General features: G+C 69.8%; 14 protein-coding genes and 2 tRNA genes. 7 read left to right on the plus strand and 9 right to left on the minus strand.

The genetic code is table 11. The features are described 5' to 3' along the window. The first annotated feature begins 106 nt into the window (after positions 1 to 106). Positions 107 to 2662: a DNA gyrase subunit A gene (gyrA, locus tag GH747_RS02800; RefSeq protein ID WP_149768660.1), complete on the plus strand. Its 2556-nt coding sequence runs from the start codon at positions 107 to 109 to the stop codon at positions 2660 to 2662. Positions 2663 to 2915: 253 nt separating this feature from the next. Here gyrA and GH747_RS02805 read toward each other — a convergent pair whose 3' ends face one another. Further along, positions 2916 to 3080: a hypothetical protein gene (locus GH747_RS02805; protein WP_153816611.1), complete on the minus strand. Its 165-nt coding sequence runs from the start codon at positions 3078 to 3080 to the stop codon at positions 2916 to 2918. Between GH747_RS02805 and GH747_RS22140 the strand changes: the two genes are divergently transcribed. The 3 genes from GH747_RS22140 (at position 3073) to GH747_RS02820 (ending at position 4316) form a co-directional block, all read left to right on the plus strand. Beyond that, a complete protein-coding gene (locus tag GH747_RS22140) occupies positions 3073 to 3903 on the plus strand; it encodes a DUF3566 domain-containing protein (RefSeq protein WP_149768029.1) in 831 nt (276 codons plus the stop codon). The genes GH747_RS02805 and GH747_RS22140 overlap by 8 nt on opposite strands. Positions 3904 to 3990: 87 nt before the next feature. Continuing rightward, positions 3991 to 4065, plus strand: a tRNA-Ile gene (locus tag GH747_RS02815). Positions 4066 to 4243: 178 nt separating this feature from the next. Continuing rightward, positions 4244 to 4316: transfer RNA gene (locus tag GH747_RS02820), tRNA-Ala, on the plus strand. 39 nt (positions 4317 to 4355) lie between these two features. Here GH747_RS02820 and GH747_RS02825 read toward each other — a convergent pair. The 6 genes from GH747_RS02825 to GH747_RS02850 all read right to left on the minus strand — a co-directional run bounded on the left by GH747_RS02825 (position 4356) and on the right by GH747_RS02850 (position 12362). After that, positions 4356 to 5120, minus strand: coding sequence for a glutamine amidotransferase (locus GH747_RS02825; protein ID WP_149768030.1), 765 nt, complete (start codon positions 5118 to 5120; stop codon positions 4356 to 4358). Then, entirely contained in the window at positions 5117 to 6001 is an 885-nt protein-coding gene (locus tag GH747_RS02830; RefSeq protein ID WP_149768031.1) for an LLM class flavin-dependent oxidoreductase, read from the minus strand. Before GH747_RS02830 ends, GH747_RS02825 begins: the two co-directional genes overlap by 4 nt. Before the next feature lie 26 nt (positions 6002 to 6027). Continuing rightward, entirely contained in the window at positions 6028 to 6822 is a 795-nt protein-coding gene (locus GH747_RS02835; RefSeq protein ID WP_149768032.1) for an SGNH/GDSL hydrolase family protein, read from the minus strand. A gap of 66 nt (positions 6823 to 6888) precedes the next feature. Next, entirely contained in the window at positions 6889 to 9552 is a 2664-nt protein-coding gene (locus GH747_RS02840; RefSeq protein WP_228552744.1) for an ABC transporter ATP-binding protein/permease, read from the minus strand. Positions 9553 to 9562: 10 nt separating this feature from the next. After that, positions 9563 to 10651 (minus strand): ABC transporter permease, encoded by a 1089-nt coding sequence (locus tag GH747_RS02845; RefSeq protein ID WP_149768033.1) that lies wholly within the window; start codon positions 10649 to 10651, stop codon positions 9563 to 9565. A gap of 112 nt (positions 10652 to 10763) precedes the next feature. Further along, the gene (locus GH747_RS02850) at positions 10764 to 12362 is read right to left on the minus strand and encodes an ABC transporter substrate-binding protein (protein ID WP_149768034.1); all 1599 of its coding nucleotides are present in this window, start codon (positions 12360 to 12362) and stop codon (positions 10764 to 10766) included. 272 nt (positions 12363 to 12634) lie between these two features. On the opposite strand from GH747_RS02850, the gene glyA reads away from it, so the two are divergent. From glyA to GH747_RS02865, 3 genes are read left to right on the plus strand one after another with little or no spacing between them, the layout of a single operon-like run. Beyond that, positions 12635 to 13927 carry a serine hydroxymethyltransferase gene (glyA, locus tag GH747_RS02855; RefSeq protein ID WP_149768035.1) on the plus strand — a complete coding sequence of 431 codons (1293 nt, stop codon included), beginning with the start codon at positions 12635 to 12637 and terminating at the stop codon, positions 13925 to 13927. 29 nt (positions 13928 to 13956) lie between these two features. Further along, positions 13957 to 14814 carry an SURF1 family protein gene (locus GH747_RS02860; protein WP_149768036.1) on the plus strand — a complete coding sequence of 286 codons (858 nt, stop codon included), beginning with the start codon at positions 13957 to 13959 and terminating at the stop codon, positions 14812 to 14814. A 22-nt stretch (positions 14815 to 14836) separates the two neighbouring features. Then, positions 14837 to 15193, plus strand: coding sequence for a DUF3817 domain-containing protein (locus GH747_RS02865; protein ID WP_163695260.1), 357 nt, complete (start codon positions 14837 to 14839; stop codon positions 15191 to 15193). Between the two features lie 16 nt (positions 15194 to 15209). Here the strand turns inward: GH747_RS02865 and GH747_RS22145 are convergent, their stop codons facing one another. Next, a complete protein-coding gene (locus tag GH747_RS22145) occupies positions 15210 to 15986 on the minus strand; it encodes an enoyl-CoA hydratase/isomerase family protein (protein ID WP_149768038.1) in 777 nt (258 codons plus the stop codon). A gap of 2 nt (positions 15987 to 15988) precedes the next feature. Then, the gene (locus tag GH747_RS22150) at positions 15989 to 16579 is read right to left on the minus strand and encodes a hypothetical protein (RefSeq protein WP_149768039.1); all 591 of its coding nucleotides are present in this window, start codon (positions 16577 to 16579) and stop codon (positions 15989 to 15991) included. Positions 16580 to 16682 lie beyond the last annotated feature (103 nt).

Here is a 16682-nt window from a genome sequence, read left to right on the forward strand (position 1 = left end):
GAACGAGCGGCATGCCTGGAGCCGAGCCCCGCACGATGTCGAGCGACAAGCAGAGTCATCTGAACACTGACCCGTACGAAGGAAACCTCTCGTGACCGAGACACCCATGCCGCCGCCGCAGCGGATCGAGCGCGTCGAGCTGCAGACCGAGATGCAGCGCTCGTACATCGACTACGCGATGAGCGTCATCGTCGCTCGCGCGCTGCCCGACGTCCGCGACGGCCTGAAGCCTGTGCACCGCCGTGTTCTCTACGCGATGTACGACGGTGGCTACCGTCCCGACCGCGGATACAGCAAGTGCTCGCGCATCGTCGGTGACGTCATGGGTCAGTACCACCCGCACGGCGACACCGCGATCTACGACACGCTCGTACGCCTCGCGCAGACGTGGGTGCTCCGCTATCCGATGGTCGACGGCCAGGGCAACTTCGGCTCGCCGGGCAACGACGACGCGGCGGCCATGCGTTACACCGAGTGCCGGCTCGCGCCGATCGCCATGGAGATGGTGCGCGACATCGACAAGGAGACCGTCGACTTCACGCCGAACTACGACGGCCGGTCACTCGAGCCGAAGGTCCTGCCTGCGCGCATCCCCAACCTGCTCGTCAACGGCTCGGCCGGCATCGCCGTCGGCATGGCGACGAACATCCCTCCGCACAACCTGCGCGAGGTCGCCGACGGTGCGATCTGGGCGCTCGAGCACCCCGACGCACAACGCGAAGAGCTGCTCGAGGCCCTCATGGATCGGATCAAGGGCCCCGACTTCCCCACCAACGCGATGATCGTCGGCACCCAGGGCATCGAGGACGTCTACCGCACCGGCCGCGGCTCGGTGACGATGCGCGCCGTCGTCGACATCGAAGAGGACAACAAGGGCAAGATCTCGCTGGTCGTCAAGGAGCTGCCCTACCAGGTCAACCCCGACAACCTGCTCACCAAGATCGCCGACCTCGTCAACTCGGGTCGCGTCCAGGGCATCTCGGACGTGCGGGACGAGTCGAGCTCCCGGGTCGGACGCCGCCTGGTCGTCGAGCTCAAGCGGGACGCCGTCGCGCGGGTCGTGCTGAACAACCTCTACAAGCACACCGAGCTGCAGACGAACTTCTCCGCCAACATGCTGGCCCTCGTCGACGAGGTGCCGCGCACGCTCACGCTCGACCAGTTCATCAGCAACTGGATCGAGCACCAGGTCGAGGTCATCAGGCGTCGCACCGAGTACCTCCTCCGCAAGGCCGAAGAGCGTGCCCACGTCCTGCGCGGTCTGGTCAAGGCGCTCGACATGCTCGACGAGGTCATCGCGCTGATCCGCGCGAGCCAGACCACCGAGGACGCGAGCAACGGCCTGATCCAGCTGCTCGAGATCGACGAGATCCAGGCGCGCGCGATCCTCGACATGCAGCTGCGTCGGCTCGCCGCCCTCGAGCGGCAGAAGATCATCGACGAGCTCGCCGAGATCGAGGCCGAGATCGCCGACTACAAGGACATCCTGTCCAACGTCACGCGCCAGCGCTCGATCGTGGCCGAGGAACTCACCGCGATCGTCGAGAAGTACGGCGACGACCGCCGTACGCGCATCATCCCCGCCGACGGCGACCTGTCGATCGAGGACCTGATCCCCGACGAGGACGTCGTCGTCACGATCACCCGCGGCGGCTACGTCAAGCGCACGAAGACCGACCTCTACCGCGTGCAGAAGCGCGGCGGCAAGGGCGTCCGCGGTGCGACGCTGCGCGGTGACGACGTCGTCGACCATCTCTTCTCGACGACCACCCACCAGTGGATCCTGTTCTTCACGACCGCCGGACGCGTCTACCGGGCCAAGGCCTACCAGCTCCCGGAGGCCGGCCGCGACGCGAAGGGCGGGCACGTCGCCGGACTGCTCCAGTTCCAGCCGGACGAGCAGATCGCGCAGGTGCTCGCGATCCGCGACTACTTCCAGTCCCCTTACCTCGTCCTCGCGACCAAGCACGGCCTCGTGAAGAAGACGCGCCTCGCGGACTACAACAGCCCGCGCCAGGCAGGCGTCATCGCCATCAACTTCCGTGACGCCGACGACGAGCTCGTCGGAGCCGAGCTGGTCAGCCCGGACGACGACCTGGTGTTGTTCTCACGGCGAGCGCAATCGATCCGGTTCACCGCGGACGACGACGCGTTGCGACCGATGGGACGCGCCACGTCCGGCGTCACGGGGATGAAGTTCCGTGAGACCGACGAGCTGTTGTCGATGGCCGTGATCCAGCCGGGCGAGCACGACCGGGAGCAGTTCGTCTTCACCGCCACGAACGGCGGCTACGCCAAGAAGACACCGGTGGACCAGTACCGCGTCCAGGGTCGCGGCGGGCTGGGCATCAAGGCGATGAAGCTCCAGGACGAGCGCGGGTCGCTCGTCGGCGCCATGGTGGTCGACGACGACGACGAGATCATCGCGATCAAGGCCAGCGGGCAGATCACGCGGTCCCGAGTCGCGGACGTGTCCTTTACCGGTCGTGACACGATGGGCGTCAAGTTCGTCGGTGTGAAGGGTGACGACGAAGTGGTCGCCCTTGCGCGGAATGAAGAGAACTCGACACTGTTGGATACTGTCGATGAGTCCGACGCCGAGGAGACGGTCGAGGCACCGGAGCCGGAGACCACCACCCCCGACGCCCAGGAGGAAGCATGACGGACCGCAAGCCGAACCCCACGGCTCCCGAGCGGCCGAGGCAGAGCGCGCCCGACAGCGGTGCCACCAACGGTGGCCAGCGTCGACCCGCCCAGCCCACGCCGGGGAGCCTGAACGGGGGTCGTCCTGCGCAGCGGCCTTCGAGCCCTCCTGCCGCGCCGGCGACGCCGGCCCCGCCTGCGCCCCAGCAGCCGGCACCCCGTCCGGCCCAGCAGAACTCGCCCCGTCCCGGGCAGCAGGCCGCACCTCAGGGTCAGGGCCGTCCGAGCTCACCCAGCGCCCAGGCAGCTCGACCTGGTCCGACGACGCCCGCGGCAGCGCCGGCCTCGCCCCAGCCAGGGCCGACCACGCCGACCACGCCGAGCACGCCACCCGCAGCGCAGGCGGCTCCCGCCGCGCCGGCCAAGCCGGTGGGCACGCCACCGGCCGCGCCGTCGAAGCCTGCCCCGCCCGCGCCGGGCACCCGTCCTGCCGGTCAGTCGGCGCCCGCGCAGCAGGCGCCCGGCAAGCTCACCGCCGCGCAGTCGGCGCCCGCACAGCAGGCGCCAGGCAAGCCAGCGCCCGCACAGCAGGCGCCCGCCAAGCCAGCGCCCGCCAAGCCAGCGCCCGCACAGCAGGCGCCCGCCAAGGCGACGCCGAGTGCGAGCCCGGCGGCCCGCAAGGCTGACGACACGACCGCCACGCGCCCCGCGGCGAAGGTCCCGGTCCAGACCGCCGGCGCCATCGCCGAGGCCGAGGCGAAGGCCAAGGACGCGCCGACGGTGACGCAGCCGGTCGTCTCGGTGCCGACCGTGTCCCCGGCCGAGCAGACCCGCACGGGCAAGCAGCGCCGGCCCAAGCCGTACGAGGATGCTCCGAAGGCTCCCGCCAAGACGACCCGCAAGGCACGACTGCGTGTCCACCGCGTCGACCCGTGGTCGGTCATGAAGATGTCGTTCGCGCTCGCGATCGCTCTCGGGATCGTCACCGTCGTCGCTGTGACGCTCGTGTGGGCGGTCCTGGGAGCGGCCGGCGTCTGGGACGCGATCAACTCCACCGTGGCGACAGTCCTCAACGACAACGCGGACGCGTTCGACATCGGCGAGTACGTCGGGTTCGGTCGCATCATCGGTCTGACCATCGTCGTGGCGGCCATCGATGTCATCCTCATCACGGCGCTGGCCACCGTCGGAGCCTTCCTCTACAACCTCGCAGCCCAGCTTCTCGGCGGTTTCGAGGTCACGCTCGCCGAGGACGAGTGAGACGTCACCTGGTGCTGGCCGACCCCGATTTGGGCGGGCGACTCAGCACCAGGTAGAGTCTCCGACGGTTCACCGCTTCGGAGACCGGGGCCTATAGCTCAGCTTGGTTAGAGCGCTTCCCTGATAAGGAAGAGGTCACAGGTTCAAGTCCTGTTAGGCCCACTCGACCCCCACCTAGAGGAGTGTCAGATGAAGAAGCTTGTGATCGCCGTCATCGCCGCCGCTGGTCTCTTCGTGGTGGTGAACCGGAAGAAGAAGGCCGGCAACGCTGCTCAGCCGTGGGCAGACGCGACCGACAAGGTCTGACAGTCAGCTGGCGCACCTCGCGCCGGCGCCGTCCGGGGCTGTGGCGCAATTGGTAGCGCACCTGCTTTGCAAGCAGGGGGTTAGGGGTTCGAGTCCCCTCAGCTCCACACTGTGATCTCCGACGAGATCGACGAAGGCCGGATCCCTCAGGGGGTCCGGCCTTCGTGCTGTCCGGCCCCGCGCTCGCGGGCCACGGCCACGAAGCGACGTACGACCGTGGGAGGGTCGACCACGACGCTGGCACGCGCCATGGCGTGGAGGGCGTCGTGCTCGGACGGCTCGAAGTAGCCGTGGTGCCGGTACGTCGTGATGCGGGTGCAGAGCCCCTCGACGTCGAGCTCGGGATGGAACTGCGTCGCGTAGACGTGCCGCCCCACCCGGAAGGCCTGCACAGGACAGAGGGGCGACGAGGCGAGCACGACCGCGCGGGGCGGCAGAGCGCTGATCGCCTCCTTGTGGCCGACGAACGCGTCGAAGGTGCTCGGAAGGCTCGCGAACACCGGATCCGCACGGCCGGCTTCGGTCAGGGTCACCGGGACCCTGCTGATCGGTTCAGCGAACTCGCGGTCGACCGTCGCGCCCTGGTGGGTGCCGAGGACTCCGATGCCGTAGCAGGCGCCGAGGAACGGCAGGTCCCGTGCGACCACCACGTCGAGGAGGTCGGCGAGCTCCCGTTCGACACGGCGCTGGACCACCGACTTGGCATCGTCGGGATCGCTCGCGTTGAAGGGTCCGCCTCCGAGCACGATGCCTGCGTAGTCGTCGACCTCGACGGTGCCGAGCGGGCCCTTCTCCATCCGGACGCGCCGCAGCGACTCCTCGGTCAGGTCGCCGAAGCGCAGGAAGGCGGCGTACTCCTCGTCGGCGGCATCATCGTCCTCGCGGATGCTCAGGAGCAGGAGCGGTTTCACATCGCAGACCGTGCGTCGAGCAGCGTCGTCGCTACGTCGTCGAGCACCGACTCGTCCCCGGCGAACCATCCCGACTCACGCGGCCAGGTCGTGACGACGTCGGTGAAGCCGAGCCCGGCGGCCCGCTCCACCGCCTCGGTGAGAAACGCGACGCTCGACAGCGAGTAGACGGGCGCACCCGGATCGAGGAGGAGGTAGCGATCGATCGACCCTGGTTGCCGCCCCTCTGCCTCCAGAGCCGCATCCAGCTGATGCGTCTGCGCCGCGGTCTCCGCCCACCAGGCCTCCAGATCGCGGCTCGCGCCGCCGGTCGTCACCCAGCCTGCGCCGTACCGTGCGGCGAGCCGCATCGTTCGTGGGCCCGTTGCGGCGACGACGAAGGGCACACGCGGAACCTGGACGCACCCCGGTGTCCCTCGGGCGTCCACGGCGGAGAAGTAGGCGCCCTCGTGAGTGACATGCTCGCCGCGCAGGATCCGGTCGAGGAGATCCAGGAACTCACCGAACCTGTCGACCCGCTCGCGAGGTGTCAGTGGTCGTTGTCCGAGGACGGCGGCGTCGTAGTTCAGCCCGCCCACTCCCGCGCCGAGCATGAAGCGACCGCCGGACACGTCGTCCAGCGCTGTCACCTCGCGGGCGAAGTGCACGGGGTGACGGAAGTTCGGGGACGCGACGAGCGTGCCGAGCCGCAGGGACGACGTCGCCGCCGCGGCAGCGGTCAAGGTGACCGCCGCATCGAACCACGGGCCGTCGACGAGGTCGCGCCACCCGATGTGGTCGTACGTCCACGCGTGGGCGAAGCCGTACTCCTCAGCACGCCGCCACCGGGTCCCGGCGACCTCCCAGCGCTGGTCCGGAAGGATGACGATGCCGACTCGCATGGTTCGACCGTATGCCGGACCGGCGGCTACGTCGCGTCGTGCTGCCCGGCGGGCAGCACCGGTTGGAGCAACGGACGCTTCGCCGTACGGCCGTCGCCCGACGACCGTCCGGTGAGCCGGCGTCCGAGCCACGGTCCGACGTGCGCGCGGTACCAGGACACCTCGGTGCCGACGCGTTCCCGCGCACCGACGCGTACGGGCGGCGGCAGGGGCTCCTGCCACGCCCGACCGGCGTCGGGAAGGCCGGCGGTCGACGCCATGGCCGCCGCGAGCAGGGCGTGCCCGTCGGGGTTGAGGTGCAGCCGGTCGTCGGCCCACACCCGGGGGTCGCCCGCGGTGGGGACGGTCGCGATGTCGAGCAACGTGGCGCCGTACCGTGCGGTGATGGTGCGGAACCCGCGGTTCAGGGCGGCGACGCGTCCCCGCAGCGCTCGGCCGACGGGTGAGACGGCCGACAGGTCCGGGAACGTCATCAGAAGGACGGTGGCACCCTGACGCCGTAGCGGCCCGACCATCGCGTCGACGTCGGCGACGATGCGCTCAGCGGAGAACGTCGGCCGGATGAGGTCGTTCATCGCGACGACGAGGCTCACCAGGTCGGGTTCGAGCGCGAGCGCCGGCCCGAGCTGCTCGGCGCGGACCTCGGCAGTCACCTTCCCGCGTACGGCGAGGTTGGCGTACGTCGTCGCCGGATCGGCCTCGGCGAGCAGCACGGCGAACCGGTCGGCCCACCCGCGCGGTGCACCGTCCGCGTACGGGGTGTCCCCCACGCCTTCCGTCGTGCTGTCGCCGAGCGCCACGAATCGCCGGTAGGAAGCCATGGCAGGAACGATAGCCGCGGCGGCGGTCGGCGACGGACGCCGGAACGGGCGCCCGCCGCCGGACGGTCACTCCACGTCGGTGAGCAGCGCTCCCCGGGCAGCGCGTCGACGGCGCTGCTCCGCGGGGTCCGGCACGGGCACCGCGGCGATGAGCTGGCGGGTGTACTCCTCGCGCGGTGCGTGCAGCACCTCCTGCCGGGTCCCCTCCTCGACGATCCGCCCGTGGCGCATCACGGCGACACGGTTGGCGAGCGCGTCGACCACCGCCAGGTCGTGGCTGATGAAGAGGCAGGCGAACTGGAGGTCGCGCTGCAGCTCGGAGAACAGGTCGAGCACCTTCGCCTGGACCGACACGTCGAGGGCCGACGTCGGCTCGTCCGCGATCAACAGGTCGGGATCGAGCGCGAGCGCACGGGCGAGGCTCACCCGCTGCCGCTGTCCACCGGACAGCTCGTGCGGGTACCGGCCGGCGTACGACGACGGCAGCTGGACGCGGTCGAGCAGGGCGGCGACCTTGGCCCGTTGATCGGAGGCCGACAGGTCGCTCTGCACCTTCAGCGGCTCGGCGACGCACTCGCTGATCGTGAGGTGAGGATTGAGTGAGGCCGCCGGGTCCTGGAAGACGAAACCGAAGCGTCCGCGCATCGACCGGAGCCGACGGTCGGACTGCGACGTGATGTCCACGTCCCCGATGAGAACCGCGCCCTCCGTCGCCTTCTGCAGGCCGACGGCCACGCGACCGAGCGTCGACTTTCCGCTCCCCGACTCACCGACGAGACCGAGGACCTCACCACGACGCACGACGAGGTCCACGTCGTCGACGGCGCGGAACGACGGCTGTCCGAGGCGACCGGCGAACTCGACGGTCACCCCCTGCATGGTCAGCACCGCCGGCGCGTCCTCCGCCACCGGCGGCGCGCCGACACCCTGGCCGAGGTGGGGCACGGCGTCGAGCAGCCGGCGCGTGTACGGGTGACGCGGAGCGGCGAACAGCCGGTCGACCGGTGCCTGCTCGACGATCTCGCCCCGGTACATCACGACGGCGCGGTCCGCGACGTCGGCGACGACCCCCATGTTGTGGGTGATGAGGACGATCGCCGTGCCGAGCCGGTCGCGCAGGTCGAGCAGCAGCTCGATGATGGCGGCCTGCACGGTGACGTCGAGCGCGGTGGTCGGCTCGTCGGCGATGATGACGTCCGGCTCGAGCGCGATCGCCATCGCGATCATCACCCGCTGCTTCTGGCCGCCGGACAGCTGGTGCGGGTAGTAGTCCACCCGCCGCTCCGGGTCCGGCAGACCGACGAGGTCGAGGAGCTCGACCGCCCGCGCCCGCGCCTCCTTCTTGGAGATGTCGCGGTGCGTGCGGATCATCTCCACGAGCTGCCAGCCGACGGTGTAGACCGGGTCCAGCGCCGTACCGGGCTCCTGGAAGATCATCGACACCTGGTCGCCTCGGACGGTGCGGAGCTTGCGCTCCGACATCCCGATCATCTCGCGCGAGTCGCCGCCGGAGCCGGCGCGCAGCAGCGCCGAGCCCGAGACCACCGCCGTCGCCGGCAGCAGACCCATGACGGCACGCGAGGTCACCGACTTGCCGGAACCCGACTCGCCGACGACCGCGACCACCTCGCCCGGGGCGACGTCGAAGCTGACGCCCTTGACCGCATGGACCGGTGCTGCACCGGTACGGAAGGTGACCGCGAGGTCGGTGAGGCTCAGCGTCGCCACACGGCGTACGTCCTCGTCCACGGCGGCGGCCTCCTCGGCCACCTCCGAGTCCAGGCCCGCCTCCGCGACGGCGGCGGCGTACTCGGCGCTGATCTCCTCCTCGTCCGAGGTGGTGGTGTCGCCCCCGCGTGCCTTGAGCAGCGGGTTGAGGACGTCGTTGAGGCTCTCGCCGACCAGCGTCACGCCCATCACCATCAGGACGATGGCCATGCCGGGGAAGACACCCGTCCACCAGATGCCGTTGGTGGCATCGGACATCGCCTTGTTGAGGTCGTATCCCCACTCGGCAGCCGACGACGGCTCGATGCCGAAGCCGAGGAAGCCGAGGGCCGCGAGCGTGAGGATCGCCTCCGACGCGTTGAGTGTGGCGATGACCGGGACCGACTGGCGGACGTTGGCGAGGATGTGACGGAAGAGGATGCGCGGCGTCCGGGTGCCGACGACGCGTGCCGCGTCGACGTACGGCTCCACCTTCACCGCGAGAGTGGCGTTGCGGACCACGCGGAAGTACTGCGGGATGAAGACGACGGTGAGCGCGATCGCTGCCGCGAGGACACCCCCGACCACTCCGGACGAGCCGCCTCCGACCACGATCGCGACCACGATCGCCAGCAGCAGCGACGGGAACGCGTACAAGGCGTCCATCACCAGCACGAGCGCCCGGTCGACCGGGCCTGACAGGAAGCCGGACAGTAGGCCCAGTGGCACGCCGATGACGAGCGAGAACGAGACCGCGAGGACGATCACCGCGACCGCGGTGCGTGCCCCGTAGATCACCCGCGACAGCACGTCCTGGCCACCGACGGTGGTACCCCACCAGTGCTCGGCCGACGGTGGCTGCTGGGTGCCGAAGGGGACGCCGTCGACACGGGTCTCGTTGAACCCGTACGGCGCCAGCCAGGGCGCGAAGACCGCGAGGATCAGGAACACCGAGACCAGGATGAGGCCGGCGACGAGCATCCCGCGCTGGAGACCGCGGGTGGACTTGAGCAGTGAGATCATCGGTGTCTCCTCAGAACCGCACGCGGGGGTCGACGAACGCGACGATGACGTCGATCAGCAGGCTGGCGACGGCCACGATGATGGCGATCACGGTGACGATGCCCTGGACGGCGATGAAGTCGCGCTTCACCAGGTAGTCGGCCAGCGTGTAGCCGAGCCCCTGCCACTCGAACGTCGTCTCGGTGAGGACCGCGCCGCCGAGCAGCAACGCCACCTGAAGACCCATCACGGTGACCACCGGGACGAGCGCGTTGCGGTAGGCGTGCTTCTTGACCACACGGCGCTCGGGGATGCCGCGGGCACGCGTCGCCGTCACGTGGTCGGTGCGCAGCGTGTCGATCAGGTTGACGCGGACCAGACGCAGGAAGATGCCGCCGGTCAGCAGGCCCAGTGCGATCGCGGGGAGGATCGCGTGCTTGAGCACGTCCCAGACGTACGCGGGGTCGCCCCACAGGATCGCGTCGACGATCATGATGTGCGTCTGCGGGTCGACGTCCTGCAGCGCCAGCTCGACCGACGTGCTGGCGCGCCCCGCGACCGGGAGTCCGAGCGGCACGAAGGCCAGCTTGAGCAGCAGGCCGACGAAGAACACTGGGGCGGCGTAGACGAGGATCGAGAACACTCGCAGCGTCGCGTCGGGCCAGGTGTCGCGGTGGCGCGCGGCGAGGCGCCCGAGCGGGACGCCGAGCGAGAAGGCCACGAGGAGCGCCCAGAAGGCGAGCTCGAGCGTGGCTGCACCGTTCACGATCAGGACGTCGGAGATCGCACGCCCGTCGGTCATCGCGGTGCCGAAGTCCCCGTGGAGGATCCCGGTCAGGTAGTCCCAGTACTGCTGGATCAGCGGAGCGTCGAGGCCTGCCGCAGCCTTGCGCTCGTCGATCTGCTCCGGGGTCAGGCGCCCGCCCTGCGCGGCACTGATCGGGTCGCCGATCACGCGCATCAGGAAGAACACGAACGTGACGAGGATCCAGACCATCGGGATCACCAGCGCCAGCCGCACGAGGAGGTAGCGGGTCAGCGGACTCAGGCCGCCGGAGCGGCGCCGGGCCCGGGGCGCGTCGGGCTGCTCGGACCCGGTCAAGAGCTCAGTGGTCGCCATCGGCTCAACTTTCCACGAGAGTGCTTTTCGGGAGTGCAGACGAGCAGGGCGAGCCCCGGCCAGTCGGCCGGGACCCGCCCCCACTCAGGTGCTGCTCAAACCTCGGTCGTCGTCACTTCGACAGCGACGTCAGCCGGAACTTGAACGCCGCGTCGAGCGTGTTCTCCACGCCCTTCACGTCGTCGGTCGCGACCGCGACCTGCGCGCCCGTGAGCAGCGGCAGCGTCGAGATCTGCTCGGCAGCGAGCTGCTGGACCTGGCCGAGGATCTCCTCGCGCTTGGCCTTGTCGGGCTCCGTGCGCTCTGCGGCGAGAAGGGCGGTCATCTGGGGATCCTCGTAGTGGTTCCCGATGAAGTTGCCCTTGTCGTAGAACGGCGTCACGTAGTTGTCCGCGTCCGGGAAGTCCGGGAACCAGCCGAGCTGGTAGACCGGGTACGAGTCCTTGACGCGCTCCGCGTTGTACGTCGTCCACTCGGCCGACTGCAGGTCGACCGTGAAGAGGCCCGTGTCCTCCAGCTGACGCTTGACCTCGTTGTACTCCTGGTCGGAGCTGCCGCCGTAGTGGTCAGGGTTGTACTGGAGAGCGATCGTGACCGGCGTCTTGACCCCGGCGTCGGAGAGGAACTTCTCGGCCGCGGCCTTGTCCGGCTTCTCTCCGTACAGGTCCTTGAACGCCTCCGTGGCGCCCGGCAGACCCTCAGGGATCGGCGAGTACGCCGGCACGTAGGTACCCTTGTAGACCTGCTCGGAGATCGCGTCGCGGTCGAGCGACGATGCGACGGCCTTGCGGATCGCCAGCTTCTGAGCGTCGTCCGAGCCCGGCATCGTCTTCAGGTTGAAGACGATGTAGCGGAGCTCGCCACCGGCCCCCTTGTGGACGGTGACGCCGTCGGTGCCGTCGAGGCTCTCGATGTCGGTCGGCGTCAGCGAGCGCCAGGCCACGTCGATGTTCTTCTTCTCGATGTCGAGCTTGAGGTTGTTGCTGTCGGCGTACGTCTTCAGCGTGACCGTGTCGATCTGGGGGTCGTTGTAGGCGCCGTCGTAGTCGTCGTTCGCCTTGAACTCGGCCAGCTGGCCCTTCTCGTACTTCCCGATCGTGTAGGGACCGGAGAAGCCCTGCGCCTCGACGGCCTCGTCGTCGCTCAGCGCCTTGTCGGCGGGGTAGGTCTGCTCGTCGACGATCGGACCGGCTGAGGTCACCAGGACCTGTGGGAAGGTCTGGTCGTTCGGCGTCTTGAGCGTGAAGACGACGGTCTTGTCGTCCTTCGCCTCGACGCCCGCCATGTTGACCAGCAGCGAGGCCGGGCCGTTCGGATCCTCGATGTCGACGATGCGCTGGAACGAGAACGCCACGGACTTCGCCGTCAGCGGGTTGCCGTTGGCGAACGTCAGCCCGTCCTTGATGGTGCAGGTGTACGTCGTCGGGGTATCGAACTCGCACTTCTCGGCGGCGTCCGGCTGGGGCTCCGTCTCACCCTCGGGGAAGTTCAGCAGGTACTGGTAGACCTGCGTCTGGACCATCAGCGAGCCGTTGTCGTACGACGCCGCTGGGTCGATCGACACGACCTTGTCGGTGGTGCCGACGACGATGCTTCCTCCGCCGGAGCTGGATCCCTCGTCGTCGCTGTTGTTGCCTGCGCCGCACGCCGAGGCGCTCACGGCCAGGGCCGTGGCGCCAGCGATCGCCGCTGCTGCTCTCAGCTTGTTCACGTCGTTCTCCTCGGGTCAGAGGGGCACGGCCGAAAGATTTCGTGTTCGACCGGGCCCATCGGTAAGGATGTCCGCCGGGCGGACAGCCGCACGGCACGCTACTCCTGACGGCAGCGACCACCTAGGACAGACGCCCAACCTTCACGCGACTGTTATCTGGGCCGTGAGGCGTCCGGGGCTCGACGCGCGCGGTCGACGTGCGGTGGTGCCCGTTACGCTGGGAGGGCCGGATCCTCCGCTTTCCGCCCGTCGCCGTGCCCAGGAGTCTGTCGATGACCACCAACCAGCCGTCCGCGCTGAACCAGTCGCTCGCCGAGTTCGATCCCGAGGTCGCTGCCGCCATCGACGCCGAGCTCGGTCGCCAGCGCGACACCCTCGAGATGATCGCGTCGGAGAACTTCGCGCCCCTGGCCGCGCTGCAGGCTCAGGGCAGTGTGATGACCAACAAGTATGCGGAGGGATACCCGGGCAAGCGCTACTACGGTGGTTGCGAGTTCGTCGACATCACCGAGAACCTCGCCATCGACCGGCTCAAGGCGCTGTTCGACGCGACCTATGTCAACGTCCAGCCGCACTCGGGCGCGCAGGCCAACGCCGCCGCCATGCACGCGCTCATCAAGCCCGGCGACACCATCTTGGGTCTCGATCTCGCGCACGGCGGCCACCTGACCCACGGCATGCGCCTCAACTTCTCCGGCAAGCTCTACAACGTCGTCGCCTACCACGTCGACGAGGCCACGCTCCGCGTCGACATGGACGAGGTGCGTCGCCTGGCGGTCGAGCACCGCCCGCAGCTGATCATCGCCGGCTGGTCCGCCTACCCGCGCCAGCTTGACTTCGCCGAGTTCCGCGCGATCGCCGACGAGGTGGGTGCCAAGCTCATGGTCGACATGGCGCACTTCGCCGGGCTCGTCGCGACGGGCCTCCACCCGAGCCCGCTGCCGCATGCGCACGTCGTCACCTCGACGACGCACAAGACGCTCGGTGGACCGCGCGGCGGCGTGGTCCTCACCAACGACGAGGAGATCGGCAAGAAGATCCGCTCGGCGGTCTTCCCCGGTCAGCAGGGTGGCCCGCTCGAGCACGTGATCGCCGCGAAGGCCGTCGCGTTCAAGATGGCCGCGCAGCCGGAGTTCAAGGAGCGCCAGGAGCGCACCCTCGAGGGAGCCCGCATCATCGCCGAGCGGCTCAGCGCCGACGACATGCGTGCGGCGGGGGTCAGCGTGCTCACCGGCGGCACGGACGTCCACCTCGTCCTGATCGACCTGCGCGACTCGGCGCTGGACGGTCAGCAGGCCGAGGACCGTCTCCACGAGGTCGGCATCACGGTCAACCGCAACGCCGTGCCCTTCGACCCGCGGCCGCCGATGGTCACCTCCGGCGTCCGGCTCGGCACGCCCGCGCTCGCGACGCGTGGTTTCGGCGCCGAGGAGTTCCGCGAGGTCGCCGACATTCTCGCCGAGGCGCTCAAGCCGGAGATCGGGGACATCGAGGCGCTGCGCAAGCGCGTCGCCGCTCTGACCGAGCGCTTCCCGCTCTACCCGTCGCTGGCACCGCTGGCGTGAGCGCACCCTCTGCCCCGTCCCCTCGCCCCGTGGGGTGGTTGTCGCCGCGACTGTGGGGCCTGCACGCCCTGGTCGTCGCCGCGGTCGCCTTCACGGTGTCGCTGGGCCTGTGGCAGATGGGTGTGTACGACGACCGCCGCGCGGAAGCCGGGGTCTCGCAGCAGGACGCGCCGGCGAAGCCGCTGTCGGAGGTGCTCGAGCCGGACGACCCCTTCACGACCTCGGCCGGCTACCAGCACGTGACCTTCAGCGGGACGTACGGTCCGGCCGACGAGCAGGTGTGGGTGTACGGCCGTGAGCAGGACGGGCACAACGGCTACTGGCTCGTCGCGCCGGTCGTCGTCGACGGCGCCGAGTCGACGTCGGACCGCCCGGCGGCGATGCTCGTCGTCCGCGGGTGGAGGCCGGAGATCGGGGCGGGCGCCTTCCCGGCGGTCCCGACGGGCACCGTCGCGATCGAGGCGGTGCTCCAGCCAGGCGACGCTCGCGGTGGCGCCTTCGACGAGGACACGCGCACCCTCGACGGCGTCCGCATCCCGCGCCTGGTCAACGCGATGCCGTACGACCTGTACGGCGGCTACGGGATCGTCACCACGCAGGATCCCGCGGACACCGCCGGGCTGACGCCCGCGGAGATCCCGCCGCCGGTGGTCGACAGCACGGCCGGGATCCGCAACCTCTTCTACGCGATCGAGTGGTGGATCTTCGGCGCGTTCGCGATCTTCATGTGGTGGCGCATGTGCCAGGACGTACGCCGTTCCGGCCGTGGCGGCGGACCGCAGCCCTCGCGCGTGCCGGCGGCCAAGCGGGCCGCACACGAGGCCGCGCGAGCGCGCGCCGCCGGCCGGCAGCCCGATCCTCGCGAAGACACGTCGTCGGTGCGTTGAGCGCCGAAGGTACCCTCGAACGGTGCCCAAGACACTCACCGCGTACCGGATCCTCGCGCTCGTCGTCAGCTTCTTCGTGATCGCCGTCGTCGGTGGCTGGATCATCAAGATGATCGCCACCGAGGGCACCTCGCTGTACGACCTCGGCGAGTTCACCGCCTCGATCTCCCCGATCCACGGCGTCTTCTACATGGTCCTGCTCGTGATCACCGCGATCCTCTCGCGGCAGGCCGGCTGGACCGTCGGGTTCACGCTCACCACGATGATCCTCGCGACGATCCCGTTCGTGTCGTTCTGGGCCGAGCACCGGGCCACGCAGCACACCAAGGCGCTGTGGGCGACGTACGAGGCGGAGGCCGAGGCGGCCGCCGCCCAGTAGCCGCCGCCTGGTGCGGTCAGCGCCCGGCGAACGTCGCGTTGCCGGGGCCGTCTGCCAGGAAAGACCGGATCGCGTTGCGCATGTCCTCGGTGTCGTAGAGCGCCGCGGCGAGCGAGGTGATCTCTGCGTCGGCCGCCGAGACTCCACCACGCTCGACTGCTCGCAGGACGTCCTTGGTCGCCGCGTGAGCGCGCGTCGGCCCCGCTGCCAGCGAGGTCAGCAGCGCGGCGACCGCGTCGTCGAACTGGTCGACCGGGTGCACGCGGTTGACGACCCCCCACTGCTCGAGCGTCGCGGCGGGGTAGAGGTCGCCCGTCATCACGAACTCCTTCGCGCGACCGATGCCGGCCCGCGACGCGAGGCGCTGCGTGCCGCCCATCGTCGGGGTGAGGCCGACGACCTTCTCGACCAGGCCGAACTTCGCCCGGTCGGAGGCGACGATGATGTCGCACGCGAGGGCGACCTCGAGCGCCCACGTGAGGCACAGCGCGTGCGCCGCGAACACGACGGGATAGTCGAGCGCTGCGATGCGCAGCGGCAGCTCGAGCATGCGGTCGAAGAGGACCTTGCCCTCGGCCGCCGACGTCTGGGCGTCGAACAGCGAGACGTCGACCCCGCCCGACACGACCTTGCCCTCGGCGCGGATCAGCAGCGCACGGGGCGGGGCGGACGCGAGGTCGTCCAGGGCGTCCTCGAACGCCTGGTGGAGCTCGAGCGAGTAGAGGTTGACCGGCGGTGCCGCGAACGTGAGGGTCGCGGCACCGCCCGGATCACGAGTCAGGGTGACAGTCACCCTCAGATCTTGTCGGACGACGACGTCGACGTGGTGCCGGGGTCGGTCTGGGCGGCGTCGTCGTCGAGGGCATCCGGCGGCTGCGGTGCCGACGGGCTCGGCGGCGGGGTGACCTTCTCGGTCGGTCGCACCGGCTCCGGCGGCGGCGGCGGGGGCGTGTACGTGCCGCCGGACGGCGACGACGTCAGCTTCTTCGCGGCGAACGCGATCGCGCCGCCGATCGCGGCGACGAAGAAGAGCTTGCGTACGCGGTGCTTCTTCTTCTTCGGCTCGTCCGGGACGTCGTCGGCAACCGCCTGGGCCTTCGTCGCCGCGGCCGTGGCGGCAACGACGGCGAGCTCGGCGGCTCGCTTCTGCGCCTTCCTGGCCTTGCGCTTCGACAGCTCCTTGGCGTGCTTCGCCTGGGCCTGGGTGTCGGCAACCGTCTGGGCAACGACAGGCGAAGCCGCCTCGCGCGCCTCCTCGATCTTGGGACCGACGGTGCTGGCGAGCGAGTCCGCCGCGTCGGAGACGGACTGGGAGGCGCTCTCCCAGAGCTCCCCGGCCTTCTCGGCGAGAGCCTCGCCCTTGGACTTCTTCTTGCGCAGCAACATGATGGGCCTTTCCGTGGAACGGCGTGGTCTCGTTCCACCGTACCGATGTGGCGGTGCCACCGCTGATGGGTCGGCTCTGATGGCTCGGCGCTGGGGCGTGCGT

This window comes from Mumia xiangluensis, from assembly GCF_010994095.1.
GTDB classification, from domain to species: Bacteria; Actinomycetota; Actinomycetes; order Propionibacteriales; family Nocardioidaceae; genus Mumia; species Mumia xiangluensis.

Coding starts and splice junctions, on each gene's coding strand:
- gyrA (WP_149768660.1), top strand. CDS start 107: ATGCCGCCGCCGCAGCGGATCGAGCGCGTCGAGCTGCAGACCGAGATG.
- GH747_RS02830 (WP_149768031.1), bottom strand. CDS start 6,001: ATGCGAGTCGGCATCGTCATCCTTCCGGACCAGCGCTGGGAGGTCGCC.
- GH747_RS02835 (WP_149768032.1), bottom strand. CDS start 6,822: ATGGCTTCCTACCGGCGATTCGTGGCGCTCGGCGACAGCACGACGGAA.
- GH747_RS02840 (WP_228552744.1), bottom strand. CDS start 9,552: ATGATCTCACTGCTCAAGTCCACCCGCGGTCTCCAGCGCGGGATGCTC.
- GH747_RS02845 (WP_149768033.1), bottom strand. CDS start 10,651: ATGGCGACCACTGAGCTCTTGACCGGGTCCGAGCAGCCCGACGCGCCC.
- glyA (WP_149768035.1), top strand. CDS start 12,635: ATGACCACCAACCAGCCGTCCGCGCTGAACCAGTCGCTCGCCGAGTTC.
- GH747_RS22150 (WP_149768039.1), bottom strand. CDS start 16,579: ATGTTGCTGCGCAAGAAGAAGTCCAAGGGCGAGGCTCTCGCCGAGAAG.